Source organism: Streptomyces sp. NBC_00631, assembly GCF_045206895.1.
In the GTDB taxonomy this organism is placed as follows: domain Bacteria; phylum Actinomycetota; class Actinomycetes; order Streptomycetales; family Streptomycetaceae; genus Streptomyces.
On record NZ_CP107734.1, the window covers coordinates 9,409,253 to 9,429,728 of the forward strand.

General features: G+C 71.6%; 18 protein-coding genes and 1 pseudogene. 16 read left to right on the forward strand and 3 right to left on the reverse strand.

What is annotated here, in order from left to right; all coding sequences use genetic code 11:
* Positions 1–465 precede the first annotated feature (465 nt).
* The 9 genes from fusA (at position 466) to OHB00_RS42700 (ending at position 10,652) form a co-directional block, all read left to right on the forward strand.
* On the forward strand, positions 466–2,544 hold the full coding sequence (gene fusA, locus OHB00_RS42660; protein WP_406443211.1) for an elongation factor G: 2,079 nt from the start codon (positions 466–468) through the stop codon (positions 2,542–2,544).
* Between the two features lie 521 nt (positions 2,545–3,065).
* A complete protein-coding gene (locus tag OHB00_RS42665) occupies positions 3,066–4,382 on the forward strand; it encodes an ABC transporter substrate-binding protein (RefSeq protein WP_406443213.1) in 1,317 nt (438 codons plus the stop codon).
* A 5-nt stretch (positions 4,383–4,387) separates the two neighbouring features.
* The gene (locus OHB00_RS42670) at positions 4,388–5,380 is read left to right on the forward strand and encodes a carbohydrate ABC transporter permease (RefSeq protein WP_406443215.1); all 993 of its coding nucleotides are present in this window, start codon (positions 4,388–4,390) and stop codon (positions 5,378–5,380) included.
* A gap of 16 nt (positions 5,381–5,396) precedes the next feature.
* The gene (locus tag OHB00_RS42675) at positions 5,397–6,236 is read left to right on the forward strand and encodes a carbohydrate ABC transporter permease (RefSeq protein ID WP_406446217.1); all 840 of its coding nucleotides are present in this window, start codon (positions 5,397–5,399) and stop codon (positions 6,234–6,236) included.
* Between the two features lie 26 nt (positions 6,237–6,262).
* On the forward strand, positions 6,263–7,621 hold the full coding sequence (locus OHB00_RS42680) for a GH1 family beta-glucosidase (protein WP_406443217.1): 1,359 nt from the start codon (positions 6,263–6,265) through the stop codon (positions 7,619–7,621).
* 215 nt (positions 7,622–7,836) lie between these two features.
* Entirely contained in the window at positions 7,837–8,706 is an 870-nt protein-coding gene (locus OHB00_RS42685; protein ID WP_406443219.1) for a Scr1 family TA system antitoxin-like transcriptional regulator, read from the forward strand.
* Complete coding sequence (locus tag OHB00_RS42690) at positions 8,703–8,888, forward strand: DUF397 domain-containing protein (RefSeq protein ID WP_406443221.1); 186 nt, start codon at positions 8,703–8,705, stop codon at positions 8,886–8,888. Before OHB00_RS42685 ends, OHB00_RS42690 begins: the two co-directional genes overlap by 4 nt.
* 319 nt (positions 8,889–9,207) lie before the next feature.
* Complete coding sequence (locus tag OHB00_RS42695; protein ID WP_406443223.1) at positions 9,208–9,879, forward strand: hypothetical protein; 672 nt, start codon at positions 9,208–9,210, stop codon at positions 9,877–9,879.
* A gap of 50 nt (positions 9,880–9,929) precedes the next feature.
* Entirely contained in the window at positions 9,930–10,652 is a 723-nt protein-coding gene (locus OHB00_RS42700; protein ID WP_406443225.1) for a YcnI family protein, read from the forward strand.
* 67 nt (positions 10,653–10,719) lie between these two features.
* On the opposite strand, the gene OHB00_RS42705 is transcribed toward OHB00_RS42700, so the two are convergent.
* Positions 10,720–11,532: a CDP-alcohol phosphatidyltransferase family protein gene (locus OHB00_RS42705; RefSeq protein WP_406443227.1), complete on the reverse strand. Its 813-nt coding sequence runs from the start codon at positions 11,530–11,532 to the stop codon at positions 10,720–10,722.
* Positions 11,533–11,654: 122 nt separating this feature from the next.
* Between OHB00_RS42705 and OHB00_RS42710 the strand changes: the two genes are divergently transcribed.
* The 5 genes and pseudogenes from OHB00_RS42710 to OHB00_RS42730 all read left to right on the forward strand — a co-directional run.
* Complete coding sequence (locus OHB00_RS42710; protein WP_406443229.1) at positions 11,655–12,638, forward strand: dehydrogenase; 984 nt, start codon at positions 11,655–11,657, stop codon at positions 12,636–12,638.
* A gap of 159 nt (positions 12,639–12,797) precedes the next feature.
* Entirely contained in the window at positions 12,798–13,196 is a 399-nt protein-coding gene (locus OHB00_RS42715) for a 6-carboxytetrahydropterin synthase (RefSeq protein ID WP_391368963.1), read from the forward strand.
* 5 nt (positions 13,197–13,201) lie between these two features.
* The gene (locus OHB00_RS42720) at positions 13,202–14,395 is read left to right on the forward strand and encodes a glycosyltransferase family 4 protein (RefSeq protein WP_406446219.1); all 1,194 of its coding nucleotides are present in this window, start codon (positions 13,202–13,204) and stop codon (positions 14,393–14,395) included.
* Entirely contained in the window at positions 14,392–15,414 is a 1,023-nt protein-coding gene (locus tag OHB00_RS42725) for a trans-aconitate methyltransferase (RefSeq protein ID WP_406443231.1), read from the forward strand. Before OHB00_RS42720 ends, OHB00_RS42725 begins: the two co-directional genes overlap by 4 nt.
* Positions 15,411–16,292: pseudogene (locus tag OHB00_RS42730) on the forward strand (YbhN family protein); the annotation flags it as partial. The gene OHB00_RS42725 and the pseudogene OHB00_RS42730, both read left to right, overlap by 4 nt.
* Positions 16,293–16,390: 98 nt before the next feature.
* Here the strand turns inward: OHB00_RS42730 and OHB00_RS42735 are convergent.
* Entirely contained in the window at positions 16,391–17,149 is a 759-nt protein-coding gene (locus OHB00_RS42735) for a creatininase family protein (protein ID WP_406443233.1), read from the reverse strand.
* A gap of 38 nt (positions 17,150–17,187) precedes the next feature.
* Between OHB00_RS42735 and ribA the strand changes: the two genes are divergently transcribed.
* Positions 17,188–17,847 (forward strand): GTP cyclohydrolase II, encoded by a 660-nt coding sequence (ribA, locus tag OHB00_RS42740; RefSeq protein ID WP_406443235.1) that lies wholly within the window; start codon positions 17,188–17,190, stop codon positions 17,845–17,847.
* A gap of 55 nt (positions 17,848–17,902) precedes the next feature.
* Positions 17,903–19,048, forward strand: coding sequence for an NAD(P)/FAD-dependent oxidoreductase (locus OHB00_RS42745; RefSeq protein WP_406443237.1), 1,146 nt, complete (start codon positions 17,903–17,905; stop codon positions 19,046–19,048).
* A 38-nt stretch (positions 19,049–19,086) separates the two neighbouring features.
* On the opposite strand, the gene OHB00_RS42750 is transcribed toward OHB00_RS42745, so the two are convergent.
* Positions 19,087–20,310, reverse strand: a complete 1,224-nt coding sequence (locus OHB00_RS42750) for a serine hydrolase domain-containing protein (RefSeq protein WP_406443239.1) — start codon at positions 20,308–20,310, stop codon at positions 19,087–19,089.
* Between the last annotated feature and the right edge of the window lie 166 nt (positions 20,311–20,476).

Genomic DNA, 20,476 nt, shown 5'->3' on the forward strand with positions numbered 1-20,476 from the left:
GGTGCCGGGCCTCCGTGACGGGCTTGCCGCCTGGCCGCCGGGGTCTTTGCGCCGTCGGGACCTCCGCCGAAGTGCCGGATCGAAGCAGCGGGTCGAAAACCGGGTGCCGCTCCCCGTGCCCCCTGCCTACACTCACCAGATATCACGCACCGTAGCCGCAGAACGCGGTCCGGGTGCTTTGCCGTGACGAGTTCGGACGAATGAGGGGGAGAGGGCCATGCGGGACCGCACCGCCGTCGCCTCTCCCCGTTCCCGCTACGAGGTGATCCTCGTGTCCCCGTCCCTCCGGTGCCCGCTGCGCGGCCGGCACCGGACTCCGTGACGCGCGACCGGATCCATCAACTACCGGCATATGCAGTCATATTGACGTGCCGTCGGTCATGACCGGTGAACTTCGCCGCACGGGAAATTGCGCAGTCCCTTCCGGGAGCCGTTCCGGGAACGTCATTCGAAAGGCATCGGGCCATGCGCACCGAACTCCACCCGAACTCCGTCAACCCTCTTGCCGTCGTTCGCAACCTGGGCATCCTCGCCCACGTCGACGCCGGAAAGACCACCGTCACCGAACGCGTCCTCTTCGCCACCGGCACCATCCACAAACGCGGCGAGGTCCACGACGGCACCACCGTCACCGATTTCGATCCCCAGGAACGCGACCGCGGCATCACCATCTTCGCCGCGGCCGTCAGCTGCGCCTGGCACGGGCACCGCGTCAACCTCATCGACACCCCCGGCCACGTCGACTTCGCCGACGAGGTCGAACGCTCCCTCCGCGTCCTCGACGGCGCGATCGCCGTGTTCGACGCGGTCGCCGGCGTCGAGCCGCAGAGCGAGTCGGTGTGGCGGCAGGCCGACCGGCACGGCGTCCCCAGGATCGCCTTCGTCAACAAGCTGGACCGCGCGGGCGCCGACCTCGACAGAGCCGTCGAGTCGATCCGCGGCCGCCTGCACCCGGCCCCGCTCGTCGTCCAGCTGCCCATCGGCACGGAGGAGGGCTTCACCGGCGTCGTCGACCTCGTGCGCATGCGCGCGCTGGTCTGGGCGGACGACGGCGGTACGGCGGTGACCGGCCCGACGGCCGGGCCGGTGCCCGAGGAGCTGCGCGCCGAGGCGGAGCGCCGACGGCACGCGCTGGAGGAGACGGTGGCCGCGCTGCACCCGGCCGCGCTGGAGGAGTTCTGCGCGCCGCCCGGCCGGCTGTCCACCGGCACCCTGGCCGGTGCCCTGCGCGACCTCACCCTGACCGGCGAGGCCGTCGTCGTCCTGTGCGGCTCCGCCTACCGGAACCGGGGCATCGAACCGCTCCTCGACGCTGCCGTGGCGTATCTGCCCTCGCCGCTCGACGTCCCCGCCGTGCGCGGTACCCATCAGGGTGCCGAGCAGCGGCGGGCCGCCGACCCCGACGGGCCGTTCGCCGCGCTCGCGTTCAAGGTGACCGCGACCGCCACCGGCCGCCTCACCCATGTCCGGGTCTACTCGGGCACGATCGAGAAGGGAGACACCGTGTGGGACCCGGCTACGCGCCGTACCGAACGCGTGGCGCGGATCGTCCGCGTCATGGCCGACCGGCACCAGCCTCTGGACCGGGCGGTGGCCGGTGACATCGTCGCCGTCGTCGGGCTGAAGTCGGCCCGGCCCGGCGCCACGCTGTGCGCTCCGGACGCGCCGTTGCTCCTGGAGCCGCCGGCCGCCGCGGAACCGGTGGTCTCGGTCGCGGTCGAGGCACGCCGCCGTACCGACACCGGACGGCTGGCGCAGGCGCTGGCCCGGCTGGCCGAGGAGGATCCCTCGCTGGTGGTGCGCACCGACGCCGAGACCGGGCAGACCGTGCTGTCCGGGATGGGCGAACTGCACCTGGAGGTCGCGGTGGAGAAGATCCGGCGGGACGGCGGCCCCGAGGTCACGGTGGGACGGCCGCGGGTCGCTCTGAGGGAGACGGTGGCCCGCGGGGTGACCGGCTTCGTCCACCGGCACGTCCATCAGACCGGCGGGGCGGGGCAGTTCGCGCACGTCGTCCTGGACGTCGAGCCCCTCGGACACGAGGACGGCTTCGTGTTCCGGTCGGCGGTCGTCGGCGGCCGGGTGCCGCAGGAGTACGTCCGCGCGGTCGAGGCCGGCTGCCGGGACGCCCTCGCCGAGGGTCCCCTCGGCGGGCATCCGGTCACCGGGCTGCGGGTCACCCTGACCGACGGCTCGACGCATGTGAAGGACTCCTCCGACACGGCGTTCCGTACGGCGGGCCGGCTCGGCCTCCGGGAGGCCCTGCGGACCTGCGCGATGACGCTCCTGGAGCCGGTCGCCGAGGTCACGGTGACCGTGCCCGAGGACGCGGTGGGCGGCGTGCTCGGCGATCTGGCCGCCCGGCGCGGCCGGGTCACCGGGTCCGCGGCACGGGGCGGCGCGGCGGTGCTCACCGCCACCGTGCCGCTGGCCGAACTGTTCGGCTACGCGACCCGGCTGCGCGGCCGCACCCAGGGCCGCGGCACCTTCACGGCCCGCCCGTCCGGCCACGCACCGGCACCGACCGCGGCACCTGCCCACTGACACCGGGCGGGGGGTGGGGGGCCGGGGACAACCTCCCCGGCCCCCCACCGCCGCAGCCGACGCCCGGTGCCCCGACCCGTCCTCAGCCGCGCTGACTCGCCCTCCGGAGCCGCTCCCGCCCCCCAATCGCCGTCCGCCCCCTCGCCGTTCCCGCCCTCCGAGTCGCCGTTTTCCCGACCCCCGTCGCCGCACCTCCGCCCCCCCACCCCCGGCGCCGAAACAGAACCGTTGTGGAACGGCGTGCGGCCCCTTTCCACGCAGGTCATCCGGCTTCGGCCCAGGTCACGCCGTCGGGTGTGGGCGTGCCGCCGCTCCGGAACCGGCTGTTCCCGGCCCGCCTGGGCGGTTACCCGTGCCGGATCCCTTGACGGGCTACTCTCCGGGAGATTAACTCACGTCCTAAATTAAGCCATGAGGGGCTTCAGGAGCCGAACGTCGGTCCAGGCGTCCGCACGCACGGGCGCCGGCCTTCGCGAAGCCCACTCGGGGTTCTCGACTCCCGGAAAGGCACAGCAGGAGCCATGCGCAGCATCCGAGCCGCGGCCGTAGGCGCCGTCACCATGTCTCTCGCCCTCGCGGCCACGGCCTGCGGTGGCGGTTCGTCCACCGGGGGCGGGTCCGACGACTCCCCGAAGACGCTCACGTACTGGGCCTCCAACCAGGGCGCCAGCATCGAGGTCGACAAGAAGGTGCTCCAGCCGGAGCTCGACAAGTTCCAGAAGCAGACCGGCATCAAGGTGAAGCTGGAGGTCGTGCCCTGGTCGGACCTGCTCAACCGGATCCTGACCGCGACCACCTCCGGCCAGGGCCCCGACGTGCTGAACATCGGCAACACCTGGAGCGCCTCGCTGCAGGCGACCGGCGCGCTGCTGCCCTGGGACGCAAAGAACTTCGCCAGGATCGGCGGCAAGGACCGGTTCGTCGACTCCGCGCTCGGCTCCACGGGCGCCGCGGGCAAGGACCCGGCGGCCGTGCCGCTGTACTCGATGGCGTACGCGCTCTACTACAACAAGAAGATCCTCGCCGACGCCGGTGTCGCCAAGCCCCCGGCCACCTGGGACGAGTTGGTCGCCGACGGCAAGAAGATATCCGCCAAGGGCAAGTCGGTGCTCGGCGCCGAGGGCGGCAACGTCTCGGAGAACATCCACCACGTCTTCGTCTTCGCCAAGCAGCACGGTGCCGACTTCTTCACCTCCGACGGCAAGCCGGACTTCACGAACGACGACATCGTCGCGGCGGTCAAGCAGTACGTCGACCTGATGGCCAAGGACAAGGTCATCCCGACCGGGGACGCCGAGTACGCGCAGAACCAGTCGGTCAGCGACTTCGCCAAGGGCAAGCAGGCCATGCTGCTGTGGCAGTCGGCCTCCTCCAACCTGAAGTCGCAGGGCATGAGCGACAGCGACTACGGCATCGCCCCGGTGCCCGTGCAGTCCGGCACCCCCGGTACCGGCACGCAGGTCAACTCGATGGTCGCCGGCATCAACCTGGCGGTCTTCAAGAACACCAAGAACCTCGACGGCGCCACCAAGTTCGTGAAGTTCATGACCGGTGACGACGAGCAGAAGATCCTCAACACGGCCTACAGCTCCATCCCGCCCGTGAAGACCGCCCAGGAGGACGCGGCCTTCAACACCCCCGCCAACTCCGTCCTGAAGAACACCCTCGGCACCAGCGCCGCGGCCCTGCCCCAGGTGGCGTCGGAGTCGCAGTTCGAGACGACCGTCGGCACGGCCGTGAAGAACCTGTTCGCCGACGCGGCCGCCGGGCGCGCCATCACCACCGACTCCGTGAAGGCCGAGCTGGAGAAGGCCCAGCAGCAGATGCCGGCGGCCTGAACGCGATGACGACCACCACCACCGCTGTGAAAGAGCCGGTGCGTGCGAACTCCCCCGGGGCGGCGGGCGGCTCGGGCCGCCGCCCCGGGCGGATCCGCCGGATCGGACTGCCCTACCTGCTGCTCCTGCCCGCCCTGCTGCTCGAACTCCTCGTCCATCTCGTCCCGATGGTCATCGGCGTCGTGATGAGCTTCAAGGAACTCACCCAGTTCTACATCCGGGACTGGACCACCGCGCCCTGGGCCGGGTTCGACAACTACAAGCTGTCGGTCGAGTTCAACGCCCCGATCGGCAAAGCCCTGTTGCACTCGTTCTTCGTCACCGTCGGCTTCACCCTGCTCTCGGTGGGCCTGTGCTGGCTGATCGGCACCACGGCCGCGGTGTTCATGCAGGACACCTTCCGCGGCCGGGGCCTGCTGCGGGCCCTGTTCCTGGTGCCGTACGCGCTGCCGGTCTACGCGGCCGTCATCACCTGGGTGTTCATGTTCCAGCACGACAACGGCCTGGTGAACCATGTCCTGCACGACCAGCTGCACCTCACCGACAAGCCGTCCTTCTGGCTGATCGGCGACAACAGCTTCTACGCCCTGCTCACCGTGTCGGTGTGGAAGGGCTGGCCGTTCGCCTTCCTGATCGTGATGGCCGGACTCCAGAACATCCCGAGGGAGCTGTACGAGGCGGCCGCCCTGGACGGCGCCGGCATGTGGCAGCAGATCCGCCGGATCACCCTGCCGTCGCTGCGCCCGGTCAACCAGGTGCTGGTCCTGGTCCTGTTCCTCTGGACGTTCAACGACTTCAACACGCCGTTCGTCCTGTTCGGCAGGTCCGCCCCGGAGGCCGCCGACCTCATCTCGGTCCACATCTACCAGGCCTCCTTCGTCACCTGGAACTTCGGCACCGGCTCGGCCATGTCCGTGCTGCTGCTGCTCTTCCTGCTGGTGGTGACCGGCGTGTACCTGGTGTTCACCTCGCGCGGACGGAGGACCGCGGATGTCTAGCCCGTCCAGTTCGCCGATGGCGCCGCCGCGCTCCTTCCTCTGGTCCCGGCGCGTCTTCCTCACGCTGCTCACCGGTTTCGTGCTGATCCCCGTGTACGTGATGATCTCCAGCTCGCTCAAGCCGCTCGCGGACGTCACCGGCAAGTTCCGCTGGCTGCCGAGCGGGCTGACCATCCGCCCGTACATCGACATCTGGTCGACGGTCCCGCTCGCCAGGTACTTCGTGAACTCGCTGATCGTGTCGGTCGCGGCGACCGTGTGCTCGGTCGTCGTCGCGGTGTTCGCCGCCTACGCGGTCAGCCGCTACGAGTTCCGCGGCAAGCGGGTCTTCACGGTCACCGTGCTGTCCACGCAGATGTTCCCGGGCATCCTCTTCCTGCTGCCGCTGTTCCTCCTGTACGTCAACATCGGCAACGCCACCGGCATCGCCCTCTTCGGCTCCCGCGGCGGCCTGATCCTCACCTACCTGACCTTCTCGCTGCCGTTCTCGATCTGGATGCTGATCGGGTACTTCGACTCGGTGCCCAGGGACCTGGACGAGGCGGCGCTGGTGGACGGCTGCGGGCCGCTCGGCGCGCTGCTGCGGATCGTCGTGCCCGCCGCCGTCCCCGGCATCGTCGCGGTCGCCGTCTACGCCTTCATGACCGCCTGGAGCGAGGTGCTCTTCGCGTCGGTGATGACCAACGACACCACCCGCACCCTGGCCGTCGGGCTCCAGGGCTACTCCACGCTCAACGACGTGTACTGGAACCAGATCATGGCCGCCTCGCTCGTGGTGAGCGTGCCCGTCGTGGCCGGTTTCCTGCTCCTCCAGCGCTACCTGGTCGCCGGGCTGACCGCCGGCGCCGTCAAGTGAACCCCGCCAGTTCCGAAGGGACTTACGTGACCATCGACCTCGCCGCTCTCCCGCACGACTTCCTGTGGGGCACGGCAACCGCGGCGTACCAGATCGAGGGAGCCGTCGCCGAGGACGGCCGTGCACCCTCCATCTGGGACACCTTCTCGCACACCCCGGGGAAGATCGCAGGCGACGACAACGGCGACGTCGCCTGCGACCACTACCACCGCTGGCGCGAGGACATCGGCCTGATGGGTCAACTGGGCACTAACGCCTACCGCTTGTCGGTCGCGTGGCCGCGCGTGCGGCCCGGCGGCGACGGCCCGGTCAACGCCAAGGGCCTGGACTTCTACGACGAGTTGATCGATGTGCTGCTGGAGGCCGGTATCACCCCGTCGGTCACCCTCTACCACTGGGACCTGCCGCAGGCCCTCCAGGACCGGGGCGGCTGGACCGAGCGGCCGACCGCCGAGCACTTCGCCGCGTACGCCTCCGTCGTCGCCGAACGCCTGGGCGACCGCGTCCAGCACTGGACGACCCTCAACGAGCCCTCCTGCTCGGCCTGGATCGGCCACCTGGAGGGCACGATGGCCCCCGGCCTGACCGACCTCACGGCCGCCGTCCGCGCCTCCTACCACCTGCTCCTCGGCCACGGCCTGGCCGCCCGGGCGATCCGCGCCGTCGCGCCCGGCGCCGAGGTCGGCATCGTGAACAACCTCTCCACCGTGTTCGCCGCCTCGGACCGCCCCGAGGACGCGGCCGCCGTCCGCCGCCACGACGGGCACGTCAACCGCTGGTGGCTGGACCCGGTGCACGGGCGCGGCTTCCCCTCCGACATGGTCGAGACCTATGGCGTCGAACTCCCCGAGCGGGCGGGCGACCTGGAGACCATCGCCGCCCCGCTCGACTGGCTGGGCCTGAACTACTACTTCCCGGCGTACGTGGAGAACGACCCCGACGGCCCCGCGCCCTACGCCCGTTCGGTCCACCGCCTGGACGTCCCGCGCACCGGCATGGACTGGGAGATCGACGCTATCGGCATCGAGACGCTGCTGCTGCGGCTCACCGACGAGTACGGCGCCCGCAAGCTCTACGTCACCGAGAACGGCTCCGCGTACCCGGACGTGGTCCGCCCCGACGGCACGATCGACGACCCCGAGCGCCAGGAGTACCTGGTCAGCCACCTCGCGGCCTGCGCCTCGGCGGCCCGCAAGGGGGCCCCACTGGCCGGTTACTTCGCCTGGTCGCTGCTGGACAACTTCGAGTGGGCGTACGGCTACGACAAGCGCTTCGGCCTGGTCCACGTCGACTACCGCACCCAGGTCCGCACGATCAAGGGCAGCGGCCGCCGGTACGCGGACATCATCCGCGACCACCGGGGACAGGCCCGCAGGGCGGCCTGACACCGACCGCGGTGGGCGCGGCCCAGGGAGTACCGCGCCCACCGCACCTTCGACCGTCATACATACGAACGACGACATGCACCGTTCCAGGTGCGCGGTGCGTACGCTGCGTCAGCGTACGAGGGCAATCCGTGGACGGTACGTGGATCTTGCCGTCACTCTGGGTCAGTTGAGCGCGGGGAGCGGAGTGCGCACGTACCTGGAGGTGGCCGCGTATGACGAACGGTGTGGACGAGAGCGACGGCGACGACCTGACGGGCTGCGAGGTGGAGCGCGAGCCCGATCCCTCCGACAGCCTGCGGACCTTCGGGGCCGTCGTCCATGCGCTGCGGGAGCACGCCGGGTACAGCAGGGCGGAGTTCGCCGAGCTGGTGCGGTACTCCAAACACACGGTCGCGTCCGTGGAGTTGGGAAGGCGGATGCCGGACCGGGCGTTGGTGGAGCGGGCCGAGGAAGTGCTGGGCAACACCGGGGCGTTACGGAAGGCCGCTCAGTTCCTGACGCGGGGCGACAAGGGGTTGGCGGTCTGGTTCCGGCGGTGGGCTCGGCTGGAGAGGATCGCGGTCAGCCTGTGCACGTACGAGTGCAGGCTGGTGCCCGGGCTGTTGCAGTCCGACGGATACGCGCGGGCCGTGTTCGACGGCACCATTCCGGTGGTCACCGACGAGGGGCTGGAGAACCTGCTCGACGTACGGATGAAGCGGCAGCGCATGCTGTACGAGCGGTCGACGGTGCCGTTCAGCTTCATCGTCGAGGAGCATGTGTTCCTGCGGCGGTTCGGGGGCGCGGAGCGGATGCGCGAGATGTACGACCATGTGCTGGAGCGGGCCGCCCTGCGCAACGTGACGCTGCAGATCGTGCCGGTGGAGGCGGGGTTGCATGCGTGTCTGGATGGACCGGTGCAGCTCTTGGAGACGCCCGAGGGGCGGCGCTTCGGGTACTCGGAAGGGCAGCAGAACGGGCGGCTGATCGGTGACGTGAAAGAGGTGAGCCTTCTCCAGCAGCGCTATGACACACTGCGCTCGCAGGCCCTGAACCCCAAAGAATCACGGGGCCTGTTGGAGCGACTGCGAGGAGAACTATGAGTACGACGGAACTCGCCTGGTTCAAGTCCAGCCACAGCGGTAGCCAGGGAGACAGCTGTATCGAAGTCGCTGTCACCGAACGGGCCGTCTGCGTCCGGGACTCCAAGGACGTGTCCCGACCGCACTTCGCCGTGTGCCGGGACGGTTGGGCGGAGTTCGTGGCGTTCGTGGCCGAGGCCTGATCCTCGCGGACCCGTCAGGTCGGCGCGTTGCACAGCCGGGGCCGGTCACGCGGGCTGTGAGTCCGTTTCGAGGGCCGGTCCGCGTGAAGGCCGGGGCGTTCACGCGTTCGGGTGAAGGATTCCGGTTCGGGAGCTCCGCGGCGATGTGAGTCGTTTGGATTCATGCGGGCAAGCGCATGATCGACGATCGCCACGGCCCAAGGGGTTCACGCTCCTCGTCTCACAGCGAACCGCGACCATCGCACGGGAAAACCCCAGCCACGAGTGAACGGGGCGCCCATGCCCCGCGTATCCACCCAGCGTGGGAGGATCGCTCACCATGAGTGCGTCACCGGCGGTACGGAGCCTGCGTGCCGCGGTGTTCGCCGCGGTGTGCGTACTTCTGGGTGCCGCCGGGCACGGCCTCGCCATGGGCGATCTGCCGCCCTTGTGGGCGGACGCGGCCGGATTCGTGGTCGTGTTCGCGCTGGGCCGGGCCCTCGCGGGGCATGAGCGCGGACTGCCGGAGATCGGCGTCGGCATGCTCCTCACCCAGGCCGGTCTGCACTTCGGCTTCGACGCGGCCCGTGCGGTCACTCCGGTACCCGCGTCCACCATGACCATGGCCCCCATGCGCGTGCACGGTCACGCCATGACCGGTATGGCGGATATGGCCGGTATGGCGGGGGTCCGGGGTGCGGGGCAGCAGTACCCGCACCTCCACGTCCTGACCGCGCACGCCACCGTCGCCCATGTCGTCGCCGCACTCGTCGCCTCCTGGTGGCTGCGGCGTGGCGAGGCCGCGCTGTGGTCGCTGCTGCGCCGGACGGCCGGGCTCGTCCCCGGCCTGGCCGCCTGGTGGCACGACGCCCCGCTGCCCGCCGCCCCGGCCCGCGGCCTCCGGCCGGCCCCGGCCGGCCCGGCAAGGCCCCGCCCCCTGCTCGCGCTGCGGCACGCGGTGAGCCGACGCGGCCCCCCGAACCCGATCCCGTGCACCGTCCCACACCCGTAAGACGCACCGACAGACTTCACTCGTACGGAGATCGACTCACCATGCCTGCCATGTCCGCGCCTCGCCGCACCCTCCGCCGCGCCGCCACCGTCACCGCGCTCACCGCCGCGTCGGTCCTCGTCGCCGCCGGTGTCGCCGCCGCGCACGTCACCGTCCACCCCGAGAGCTACGCCAAGGGCGCCACCGACGGCGTGCTGACCTTCCGCGTGCCCAACGAGGAGGACACCGCCTCCACCACCAAGGTCCAGGTCTACCTGCCCACCGACCACCCGGTCCTGGGCGTCCTCGTCACCCCGCACGACGGCTGGACCGCCAAGGTGACCACCGCCAAGCTCAAGACGCCGGTCAAGACCGACGACGGCACCATCACGGAGGCCGCGTCCGAGATCACCTGGACCGGTGGCAAGATCGGTGCCGGCCAGTTCGAGGACTTCGACGTCGCCTTCGGGCAACTGCCGGAGGACACCGACCAGCTGGCCTTCAAGACCCTGCAGACCTACTCCGACGGCAAGGTCGTCCGCTGGATCGAACAGGCGCAGAGCGGCGACGACGAGCCGGAGAACCCGGCGCCGACGCTCAAGCTGACGGCGGGTGACGACTCCGAAGCGTCGGCCGCGCCGGCCACCAAGACCAGCGCCAAGGCGACCACCGCCGCCGCCGACTCCAGTGACTCCACCGCCCGCGGCCTCGGCATCGCGGGCCTGATCGTCGGCGTCCTGGGCCTGGCGGCGGCCGCGTTCGCCCTCGTACGGACGCGTGGCGCACGGTCGTGACCAACCGGAAGGGGCCCGGACCGATCCCTCGGTCCGGGCCCCTTCCGCCGTCCTCGGCACAACCGGTTCAGCGCACCGCCAGCTCCAGCATCTCGATCCCCTCGACGGACGCCTCCATGGACGCCTCCGTCGGCTCCAGCTCCATCGGCAGCGGCATCGGCGCCGCCGGCCGCGCGTTGCGCCACAGCCACACCACGTCCCGTCCGAAGGACCACACCAGGGAACCGAGCGCCAGCAGCACCACGCCCAGGTTGGCCAGGTGCGGCAGCAGGTCCGCGCCGGCCAGCAGCAGGCAGATGCCCTGCATCGCGGCGACCGTCTTGCGGGCCATGGAGTGCGGCAGCGGGGCGTTGAGCCAGGGCGCGGCCTTCGCCGCCGCGACGAACGCGTAGCGCATCCCGCCGATCAGGAGGACCCAGGGCCCGAGCTGCGTGGAGACGTACACGCTGAGCACCAGGATCAGGAACGCGTCGACCTCCATGTCGAAGCGGGCGCCCAGGGCCGTCGACGTGCCCGTGCGGCGGGCCACCTTGCCGTCCACGCCGTCGAGGATGAGGGCCACGGCCGTCAGGCCCACCAGCAACGTGACCGGCGGGGAGCTCTCGAAGGAGTCGGCGACCAGGGCGGTCACGCCGCCGACCAGGATCGCGCGGCCGAGAGTCACCCGGTTGGCGGGACCGAAGGAACGGGGACGACTGCGGTGCAGGGCCCGGGAGAGCACCGCCCAGGTGGCTATCGCGAACGCGAGACCCGTCAGCCAGCCGGCCGGCCCCATGCCGATCGCCGTCCCGAGCAGGGCCAGCAGCAGGATCTGCACGCCCGCTCCCACAGCGGTCTCCTGCTGGACCAGCCTGGCTTCGTAAGTGTTGTTCAGGGCCACCGCACGTCCTCCGGCCGAGTGACAGAGTCGATCAACGCCGCGTACTGTGCGCGGCCTGTGCACTTCATCGCTGTGCACATCTCGGTACGTGAACAACTTCCCGATCGTTCAGGAGGATGCCGATGAACTCCTCGGCCCGCGCGTTCTGGCTCCGCTCTCCGGGCCACGGAGAGCTCCGCGACGTCACCCTCGCGGAGCCCGGCGAGGGCGAGGTGCTGGTGCGCGCGCTGTACTCGGGGGTCAGCCGGGGCACGGAGACACTGGTGTTCCGGGGCGGGGTGCCGGAGAGCCAACACGCCGTGATGCGGGCCCCGTTCCAGGAGGGCGAGTTCCCCGGCCCGGTCAAGTACGGCTACCTCAGCGTCGGCGTGGTCGAGCAGGGCCCCGATGGGCTGATCGGGCGTACGGTCTTCTGTCTGTATCCGCATCAGACGCGTTACGTCGTTCCGGTGAGCGCGGTGACGGTGGTACCGGAGCGGGTACCCCCGGCACGTGCGGTACTCGCGGGCACGGTCGAGACCGCCGTGAACGCCCTGTGGGACGCGGCGCCGCTCGTCGGCGACCGGATCGCGGTGATCGGCGGCGGCATGGTCGGCTGCTCGGTGGCCGCCCTGCTCGCCCGCTTCCCCGGCGTACGGCTCCAGCTGGTCGACGCCGACCCGGCCCGGGCCAGGACCGCCGAGGCCCTCGGCGTGGACTTCGCGGCCCCCGGGAACGCTCTCGGCGAGTGCGACCTGGTCGTACACGCCAGCGCCACCGAGCAGGGCCTCACCCGCGCGCTGGAACTCCTCGCGCCCGAGGGCACGGTCCTCGACCTGAGCTGGTACGGCGACCGGCGGATCGCCCTCCCGCTCGGCGAGGCCTTCCACTCCCGCCGGCTCACCGTGCGCAGCAGCCAGGTCGGCACCGTCTCCCCGGCCGCCCGCGCCGGCCGCACCTACGCCGACCGGCTCGCCCTGGCCCTGGACCTGCTGGCCGACCCGGCGCTGGACGCCCTCATCACAGGGGAAAGCGCGTTCGAAGAGCTGCCGGAGGTGCTTCCGGGACTCGCCTCGGGCGAGATCCCCGCCCTCTGTCACCGGGTCCGCTACGGCGACAACGGCTGACGGAACGTCCAATACCGTCCGATGTGACTCGCCAAGAGGTCCTGACCTGAGAAAAGGGTGAGAGTGGACTGAACGCGGGGAAGCCAAGACCCGTATTAAGGGCATCCACCGGCAGGGATCAGCCGGGGACCAGACGCGCCGCACCTGGAGGGTCGTCCGTTGTTCAGCATCACCGTCCGCGATCACATCATGATCGCCCACAGTTTCCGCGGCGAGGTGTTCGGACCCGCGCAACGACTTCACGGCGCCACGTTCCTCGTGGACGCCACCTTCCGCCGCGAGCAGCTGGACGACGACAACATCGTCGTCGACATCGGTCTTGCCACCCAGGAACTCGGTGCCGTGGTCAGCGAGCTGAACTATCGCAACCTGGACAACGAGCCCGACTTCGCCGGGATCAACACCTCCACGGAGTTCCTCGCGAAGGTCGTCGCGGACCGGCTCGCCGAGCGCATCGAGAAGGGCGCGCTGGGCGAGGGCGCCCGGGGCCTCGCCGGACTGACCGTCACCCTCCACGAGTCGCACGTCGCCTGGGCGAGTTACGAGCGTGCCCTGTGACCGACATGGCCATCGGCCGCCCGCCGGCCCTCACCTACGTGCCCGCGCAGCGCGCGGCCACCACCGACAGCAACGCCCCCGCGAACATCGGGATCCTCCCCATGTCCCTGCGCACCGTGCACTTCGTCATGCCGGGCGGTGTCGACGACCCGGCCCAGCCGAGCGGCGGCAACGCCTACGACCGGCGGGTCTGCCTGGACCTGCCCGGCTTCGGCTGGCAGGTCACCCGGCACGTCGTGGACGGCTCCTGGCCGCGCCCCGAGCAGGCCGCCCGTGACGCCCTCGCCCGCACTCTGCGGGAACTGCCCGACGGGGCGGCCGTCCTCCTCGACGGTCTGGTCGCCTGCGGCGTCCCGGAGATCGTCGTACCGGAGACGGAGCGGCTGCGGCTCGCCGTCCTCGTCCACCTGCCGCTCGGTGACGAGACCGGCCTTGACGCGGCCGTGGCCGCCGACCTGGACGCCCGCGAGCGCGCGGTGCTGCGCGCCGTACCCGCCGTGATCGCGACCAGCGACTGGGCGGTACGCCGGCTGGTCTCGCACCACGGCCTGGCCCCCGAACGGGTCCATGTGGCCGCCCCGGGCGCCGACATCGCCCCGCTGGCCGCAGGCACCGACGGCGTCTCGCACCTGCTGTGCGTCGCCGCCGTCACCCCGCGCAAGGGCCAGCACCGGCTGGTCGAGGCGCTCGCGGCGGTCCGCGACCTGCCGTGGACCTGCACCTGTGTCGGCGGGCTCGACCAGGCTCCCGAGTACGTCGCCCATCTGCGGTCGCTGATCGCGGAGCACGGACTGACCGACCGGCTGCACCTCGCGGGCCCGCGCGCCGGCGCCGACCTCGACGCCAGCTACGCGGCCGCCGACCTGATGGTCCTCACCTCCTACGCCGAGACCTACGGCATGGCGGTCACCGAGGCCCTCGCCCGCGGCATCCCGGTGCTCGCCACCGACGTCGGCGGCCTGCCGGAAGCGGTCGGCCGGGCCCCCGACGGCGGGGTACCCGGCATCCTCGTGCCGCCGGAGGACCCCGCCGCGCTCGCCGTCGAACTGCGCGGCTGGTTCGGCGAGGCGGACGTACGCCGCCGTCTCAAGGCGGCCGCGCGCGGCCGCCGGGCGGCACTCGACGGCTGGGCGACCACCGCCCGCAGCCTGGCCGGAGTCCTGCTGCGGCTCCCCGACGAACCCAGGAGGGCGGCATGACCAGCGAGACCACGACCACTGCTCCGGCCGGCGCGATCCCCGCGCAGCCGGGGCCGACCGATGTGACGGATGCAGGAGTGGGACGAGGGAGCGAACAGATGCCTTCCGAGGTGATCGCCGGGGCCGGTCCCGTCGTCCGTCCGGGCGAGCGGGCCACCGTACGGCTGCGCGAGGCCGGGCCCGAGGAACCGCCGCGGTACGCCCCCGAGTGGCTGGAGCTGCGGGAGAGCGCGGACGCGGCCGCCCGGGCCGACGACCTGCTGGACCCGCTGCGGATCCGGCTGGCCAACCTGCCCGGCAGGGCGGGCGGGATCGTCGTGCACGACCTGGGCTGCGGCACCGGCTCGATGGGCCGCTGGCTCGCGCCCCGCCTGGACGGCTCCCAGCACTGGATCCTGCACGACCGCGACCCCTACCTGCTGCACTTCGCCGCCGTCGCCTCGCCCCGCGCGGCCGCCGACGGCAGCCGGGTCACGGTGGAGACCCGGCGCGGAGACGTCGCCCGGCTCACCCCGGACGCGCTGGTCGGCGCCTCCCTGGTGACCGCGTCCGCGCTCCTCGACGTCCTCACCCGGGAGGAGGTCGACATACTCGCCGAGGCCTGCACCGGCGCGGGCTGTCCCGCGCTGCTCACCCTCTCGGTCGCCGGGCGGGTCGAGCTGACCCCCTCGCACCCGCTGGACACGGAGATCGCCGAGGCGTTCAACGCCCACCAGCGGCGCGGCGGACTGCTCGGCCCGGACGCGGTCACCGCCGCCTGCGAGGCGTTCGCCGACCGGGGCGCCACCGTGAAGGTGCACCCCAGCGCGTGGCGGCTCGGCCCGGACGAGAAGGCGCTCACCGAGCAGTGGCTGCGCGGCTGGGTCGGGGCGGCCGTCGAGGAGCGCCCCGAACTGGCCGGGCGCGCCGAGGCCTACCTGGCCGAGCGGCTCGCCGCCAACGCGGCCGGTGAACTGCGGGCCGTCGTCCACCACAGTGACCTGCTGGCGCTCGCCCGGCCGACCGGAGGCACCGCATGAGCACCCCGACCCTGGTCCGGGAGACCGCGCCCGTCGCCCCGCTCGCCGTGCCCCGCCGGCTCAACCTCCGCGCCGTCCGAACCCATCTGGGCACCCTCGCGGGAGCCGCCATCATCGTCGTGCTGCTGTGGCGGCTCGGCACCGGCGTCTTCCTCGACGGACTGCGCCGGATCGACACCCCGACGCTGGTCATCGGCCTGGTGGTCGGCGCGGCCACGACCGTGCTGAGCGCCTGGCGCTGGCAGTTGGTGGCCCGCAGCCTCGGTCTCAGGCTGCCCCTCGGACCCGCCGTCGGCGACTACTACCGGGCGCTGTTCCTGAACGCGGCCCTGCCCGGCGGGGTGCTCGGCGACGTGCACCGGGCGGTCAGGCACGGGCAGAGCGAGGGCGACATCGGACGCGGAGTCCGCGCGGTCGTCCTCGAACGCGCCGCGGGGCAGATCGCGTTGACGGTGTTCGGCGCGGGCGCGCTGCTGATCCTGCCCTCGCCGGTCCGCGACGAGGTGCGCAACTTCGCGCCGCCGGCGGCGGCCGCCCTGACCGGCGCGTGCGCGATCGTGATCGCGATCCGTATGAACAAGTCCCCGGGCAAGCGGGGCGGCGCCCTGCGCGCCACCCTCGGCGAGGCCCGCCGGGCGCTGCTGTCGCGCGCGAACGGGCCGGGCGTCGCGCTGTCCTCGGCGGTCATCCTCGCCGCGCACGTCGGGATGTTCGTGGTGGCCGCCCGGGTCGCGGGCTCGGCCGCTTCGGTGGCGGTCCTCGTCCCGATCGCCGTCCTCGCCCTGGTCGCCATGGGCCTGCCGTTGAACGTCGGCGGCTGGGGCCCCCGGGAGGGGGTCACCGCCTGGGCGTTCGCCGCGGCCGGCCTCGGCGCGGACAGCGGGTTCGCCACCGCCGTCGTCTACGGCGTCCTCAGCTTCGTGGCGGCCCTGCCCGGCCTGGTGGTCCTGGTCGTCCGCTGGTATGCCGACATGCGCTACTCGCGCCCGGCGGTGAGCAGTTCGAAAATCGCGCCGAAGGAATCCGCGAGGCTCGACAGGAGTTCCTTCCCCTTTTCCGCCGACCCCAGGGAAGGACGGCCGATGACGCCCGACTCGGTATAGGCGGACATTCCCAGGGTGAGGAGATGACGACGGTCGTCAGCGATGAAATCGGCGGACTCGTAACCAGGGCGGACCAATTCAGGATGAGCGTGCAGCAGAATGGAGGTCTCGATTTCTCCGGCATGCATGTCGGTGAGCGCCGAGGTCTCCACCCCGGCCCGGGTGAGAGCCGTCTCCCAGTCCTCCACGGCCGGGTACAGCGCCAGCCGCTCGCCCCGCGCGGACGCCTCCTGCACGACGTTGCCCAGCACGTAGTTGCCGCCGTGGCCGTTGACCACGACCAGCGCCTCGACGCCCGAGCGGCGCAGCGAGGCGGCGATGTCGTTCACCACCGCGTGCAGTGTCACCGCGGAGATGCTGACGGTCCCCGGCCAGGCCGCGTGCTCGTGCGAGCAGGAGACCGTCACCGGGGGAAGGAGGTGCACCGGATACGCGGCGGCGATCTCCTGGGCGACGGCGCAGGCGACGAGGGTGTCCGTCGCGAGCGGAAGGTAGCGGCCGTGCTGTTCGAAGCTCCCCACGGGAAGGACGGCGACCTGTGTTGAAACGCCCGCCCCCCTGGTCCGTACCTCTTCCGTAGTGTCCGTCGGCAACAAGCCGTATGCCGCCGTACGCGCGCCCGAACCACTCATCTTTTCACGGCCTTTCGTCTCTGCTTAGGAATCAGATCATGACAGAAAACATCGGCGTACTCGGCACGAAGTCCCCACGGCGTTCGGGCGTGGAACGCGTCGTCAATGCACCGCTGCCCACCGTGTATGGGAAATTCCAGGCGATCGGCTACCTGGACCACGACCGCGGTGACGAGCAAGTGGCGCTGGTCTACGGGGACATCGACAGCGACCGGGTGCTGACCCGGCTGCACTCCGAGTGCCTGACGGGCGACGCGTTCGGCTCCCAGCACTGCGAGTGCGGCGACCAGCTGGCCGCCGCGCTGCGCGCGGTCGTCGCCGCGGGCAGCGGCATCGTCGTCTACCTGCGGGGACACGAGGGCCGCGGCATCGGACTGCTCGCCAAGCTGCGCGCGATGGCCCTGCAGGCGGAGGGCCTGGACACCGTCGAGGCCAACCTCGCGCTCGGCCTGCCCGTCGACGCCCGCGACTACGGCGTCGCCGCCGGCATCCTGCGCGACCTCGGGGTGCGTTCGGTACGTCTGATGTCCAACAACCCGCGCAAGCGCGAGTCCCTGGTGCGCCACGGCATCGAGGTCGCTGAAACGGTCCCGCTGCTGATCGAGCCGTGCGAGAACAACATCACGTACCTGCGGACGAAGCGCGAGCGCCTTGACCACGTGCTGCCGCACCTGGACGCGGTGGCGCACTGGTCCTGAGGTACCGGGCGGCCTCCATGGGAAGGATCGGGGGAGACCGACAGGAGGTACACGCGTGAACCTTCGGGCCCAGGTCGTGATCATCGGCGGCGGCGTGATCGGCACCAGCATCGCCTACCACCTCGCGCGCGCGGGGGTCCGCGACATCGTCCTCCTGGAACGCGACGAGCTGGCCGCCGGATCCACCTCGAAGGCCGCGGGCGGTGTGCGCGCCCAGTTCTCCGACGAGCTCAACATCCAGCTGGGCGCGCGCAGTCTGGAGGCCTTCGCCCGCTTCGGCGAGGAGATCGGGTACGACATCGGGCTGCACCGCGTCGGCTACCTCTTCCTCCTCTCCACCCCCGAGGAGGTCGCCTCCTTCGAGGCGGGCGTCCGGCTGCAGAACCACCTCGGCGTGCCCAGCCGGATGCTCACCCCGAAAGAGGCGGCCCGGCTCTCCCCGCTGATCGCCACCGACGGACTGCTGGCCGCCGCGTACTCCCCGGACGACGGCCACTGCACGCCCGAGTCCGTCGTGCACGGCTACGCGGCCGCCGCCCGCGCCCACGGCGCCCGCGTACTGCGCCACACCGAGGTCACCGGCATCGAACGGGACGGCGCGTACCTCACCGCCGTGCACACCACCCTCGGCCGGATCGCCACCGACACGGTGATCTGCGCGGCCGGCGCCTGGTCGCGGGCGGTGGGCGCGATGGCCGGCGTCGACTTACCGGTGCAGCCGCTGCGCCGCCAGATCGCGGTGACCGAACCGGTGCCGGGGCTGCCGCCGACGCTTCCCATGACGATCGACTTCACCACCAGCCTGTACTTCCACGCCGAGGGCCCGGGGCTGCTGCTCGGCATGTCCGACCCCGACGAACGGCCGGGGTTCGCCACCGACACCCACGACCGCTGGATCCCGCGCCTGTACGCGGCGATGGAACGCCGGGCCCCGGCCCTGCCCGACCTGCGGCGCACCGGCGGCTGGGCGGGCCTGTACGAGAACACCCCCGACCACAACGCCCTGATCGGCGAGGCGACTTCGGTCTCCCGGTTCCTGTACGCGACCGGGTTCTCCGGCCACGGCTTCCTCCAGGCTCCGGCGGTCGGCGAGGTGATCCGCGACCTGTACCTGGGCCGGGCGCCCTTCCTGGACGTCCGCCCGCTCGGCGCCGGCCGGTTCGCGGCCGACGCCCCACGCCCGGAGGCCAATCTGGTGTGACCCGGCGCCTCCTGCGGGACCGCCTCGCCCGGGTTCACTCAGTTCAGGATCGCCTCGTGGACCAGCCGGCGCAGCTCCGGGAAGACCTTCAGGGTCTTCGGCCGCACCTGGGTGTGGAACTGCACGGTGAGGTCGTGGGCGGGGTCGATCCAGAACGCGGTGGTGGCCGCGCCGGTCCAGCCGTAGGCGCCGGGGCTGCTCGGCGAGAGGGTGCGCTCCGGGTCGATCACCACGGAGACGCCGAGGCCGAAACCGAGCCCTTCGTTGCCGGGTTCCCGGTGGACCGGGGCGCCGTGGGCCCGCAGGTCGGCCCCGCCGGGAAGGTGGTTGCTGGAGAGCAGCCCGACCGAGTCGGGGGACAGCAGCCGGACGCCGTCCAGTTCACCGCCCCGGCGCAGCATCTCCATGAAGCGGTGGTAGTCGTACGCCGTCGCCGCGAGGCCGCCGCTGCCGGAGAGGAAGCGGGGGCGGCCGCGCAACGGCAGGCCGGGGATGGCCTCGATGGCGCCGCCCTCCGTCTCACCGTACAACTCCGAAAGCCGGTCGGCCTGTTCGGGCACGATGTACAGACCCGCGTCGGGCATGCCGAGCGGCCGGAAGATCCGCTCGGCGAAGAACTCGTCCAGTCGCTGCCCGGAGACCACCTCGATGACGCGGCTGAGCACGTTGAAACCGACGGAGTAGTTCCACTGGGTGCCCGGCTCGAACTGGAGGGGCATGCGGGCGTACACCGCCATCGTCTCGGCGAGGTCCGCGCCGGCCGGTACCGAGAACTCCAGGCCCGCCTCGCGGTACCGGGCGTCCACCGGGTGCGCGTGGTAGAAGGCGAAGGTCAGCCCGGCGGTGTGGGTGAGCAGATGACGGATCAGGATCGGGCCGTCGGCCGGCCGCGTCACCATGCCGTCGCCGGAACCGGACACGTGGACCCGCGGGGCGGCGAACTCCGGCAGGAGGCGGTCGACCGGGTCGTCCAGCGACAGCAGCCCGTCCTCGACGAGCAGCAGGACGGCGACCGCGGTGACGGGCTTGGTCATGGAGTAGATCCGCCAGATGGTGTCCGCCTCGACCGGCAGTCCGGCCGCGCGGTCGCGGTGGCCCTGTGCGGTGAGGTGGGCGACCCGACCGCCGCGTGCCACCGCCACCAGGTAACCGGGCAGCCGCCCTTCGTCGACGTAGTGGGCGAAGTGCTGGTCGAGGCGGTCCAGCGCCTTCACGTCCAGCCCGACCTCACCGGGGTCGACTTCCTGTCGCAGCTGTGCCATCGCTCTCCTTGGGTCGTGTCGTCCGTGGTGCGGTCCGACCTCGGACCTCATCGTCGCGCAGGAAGAGCGGAATGGTCCCGCTCATCCACGTGTGGTGTGACGGACGCTATAGAAGAGGCGCCGCGACCGATGACCGTAGCCGTGCGGCGGGCCGCGACGGTTCATC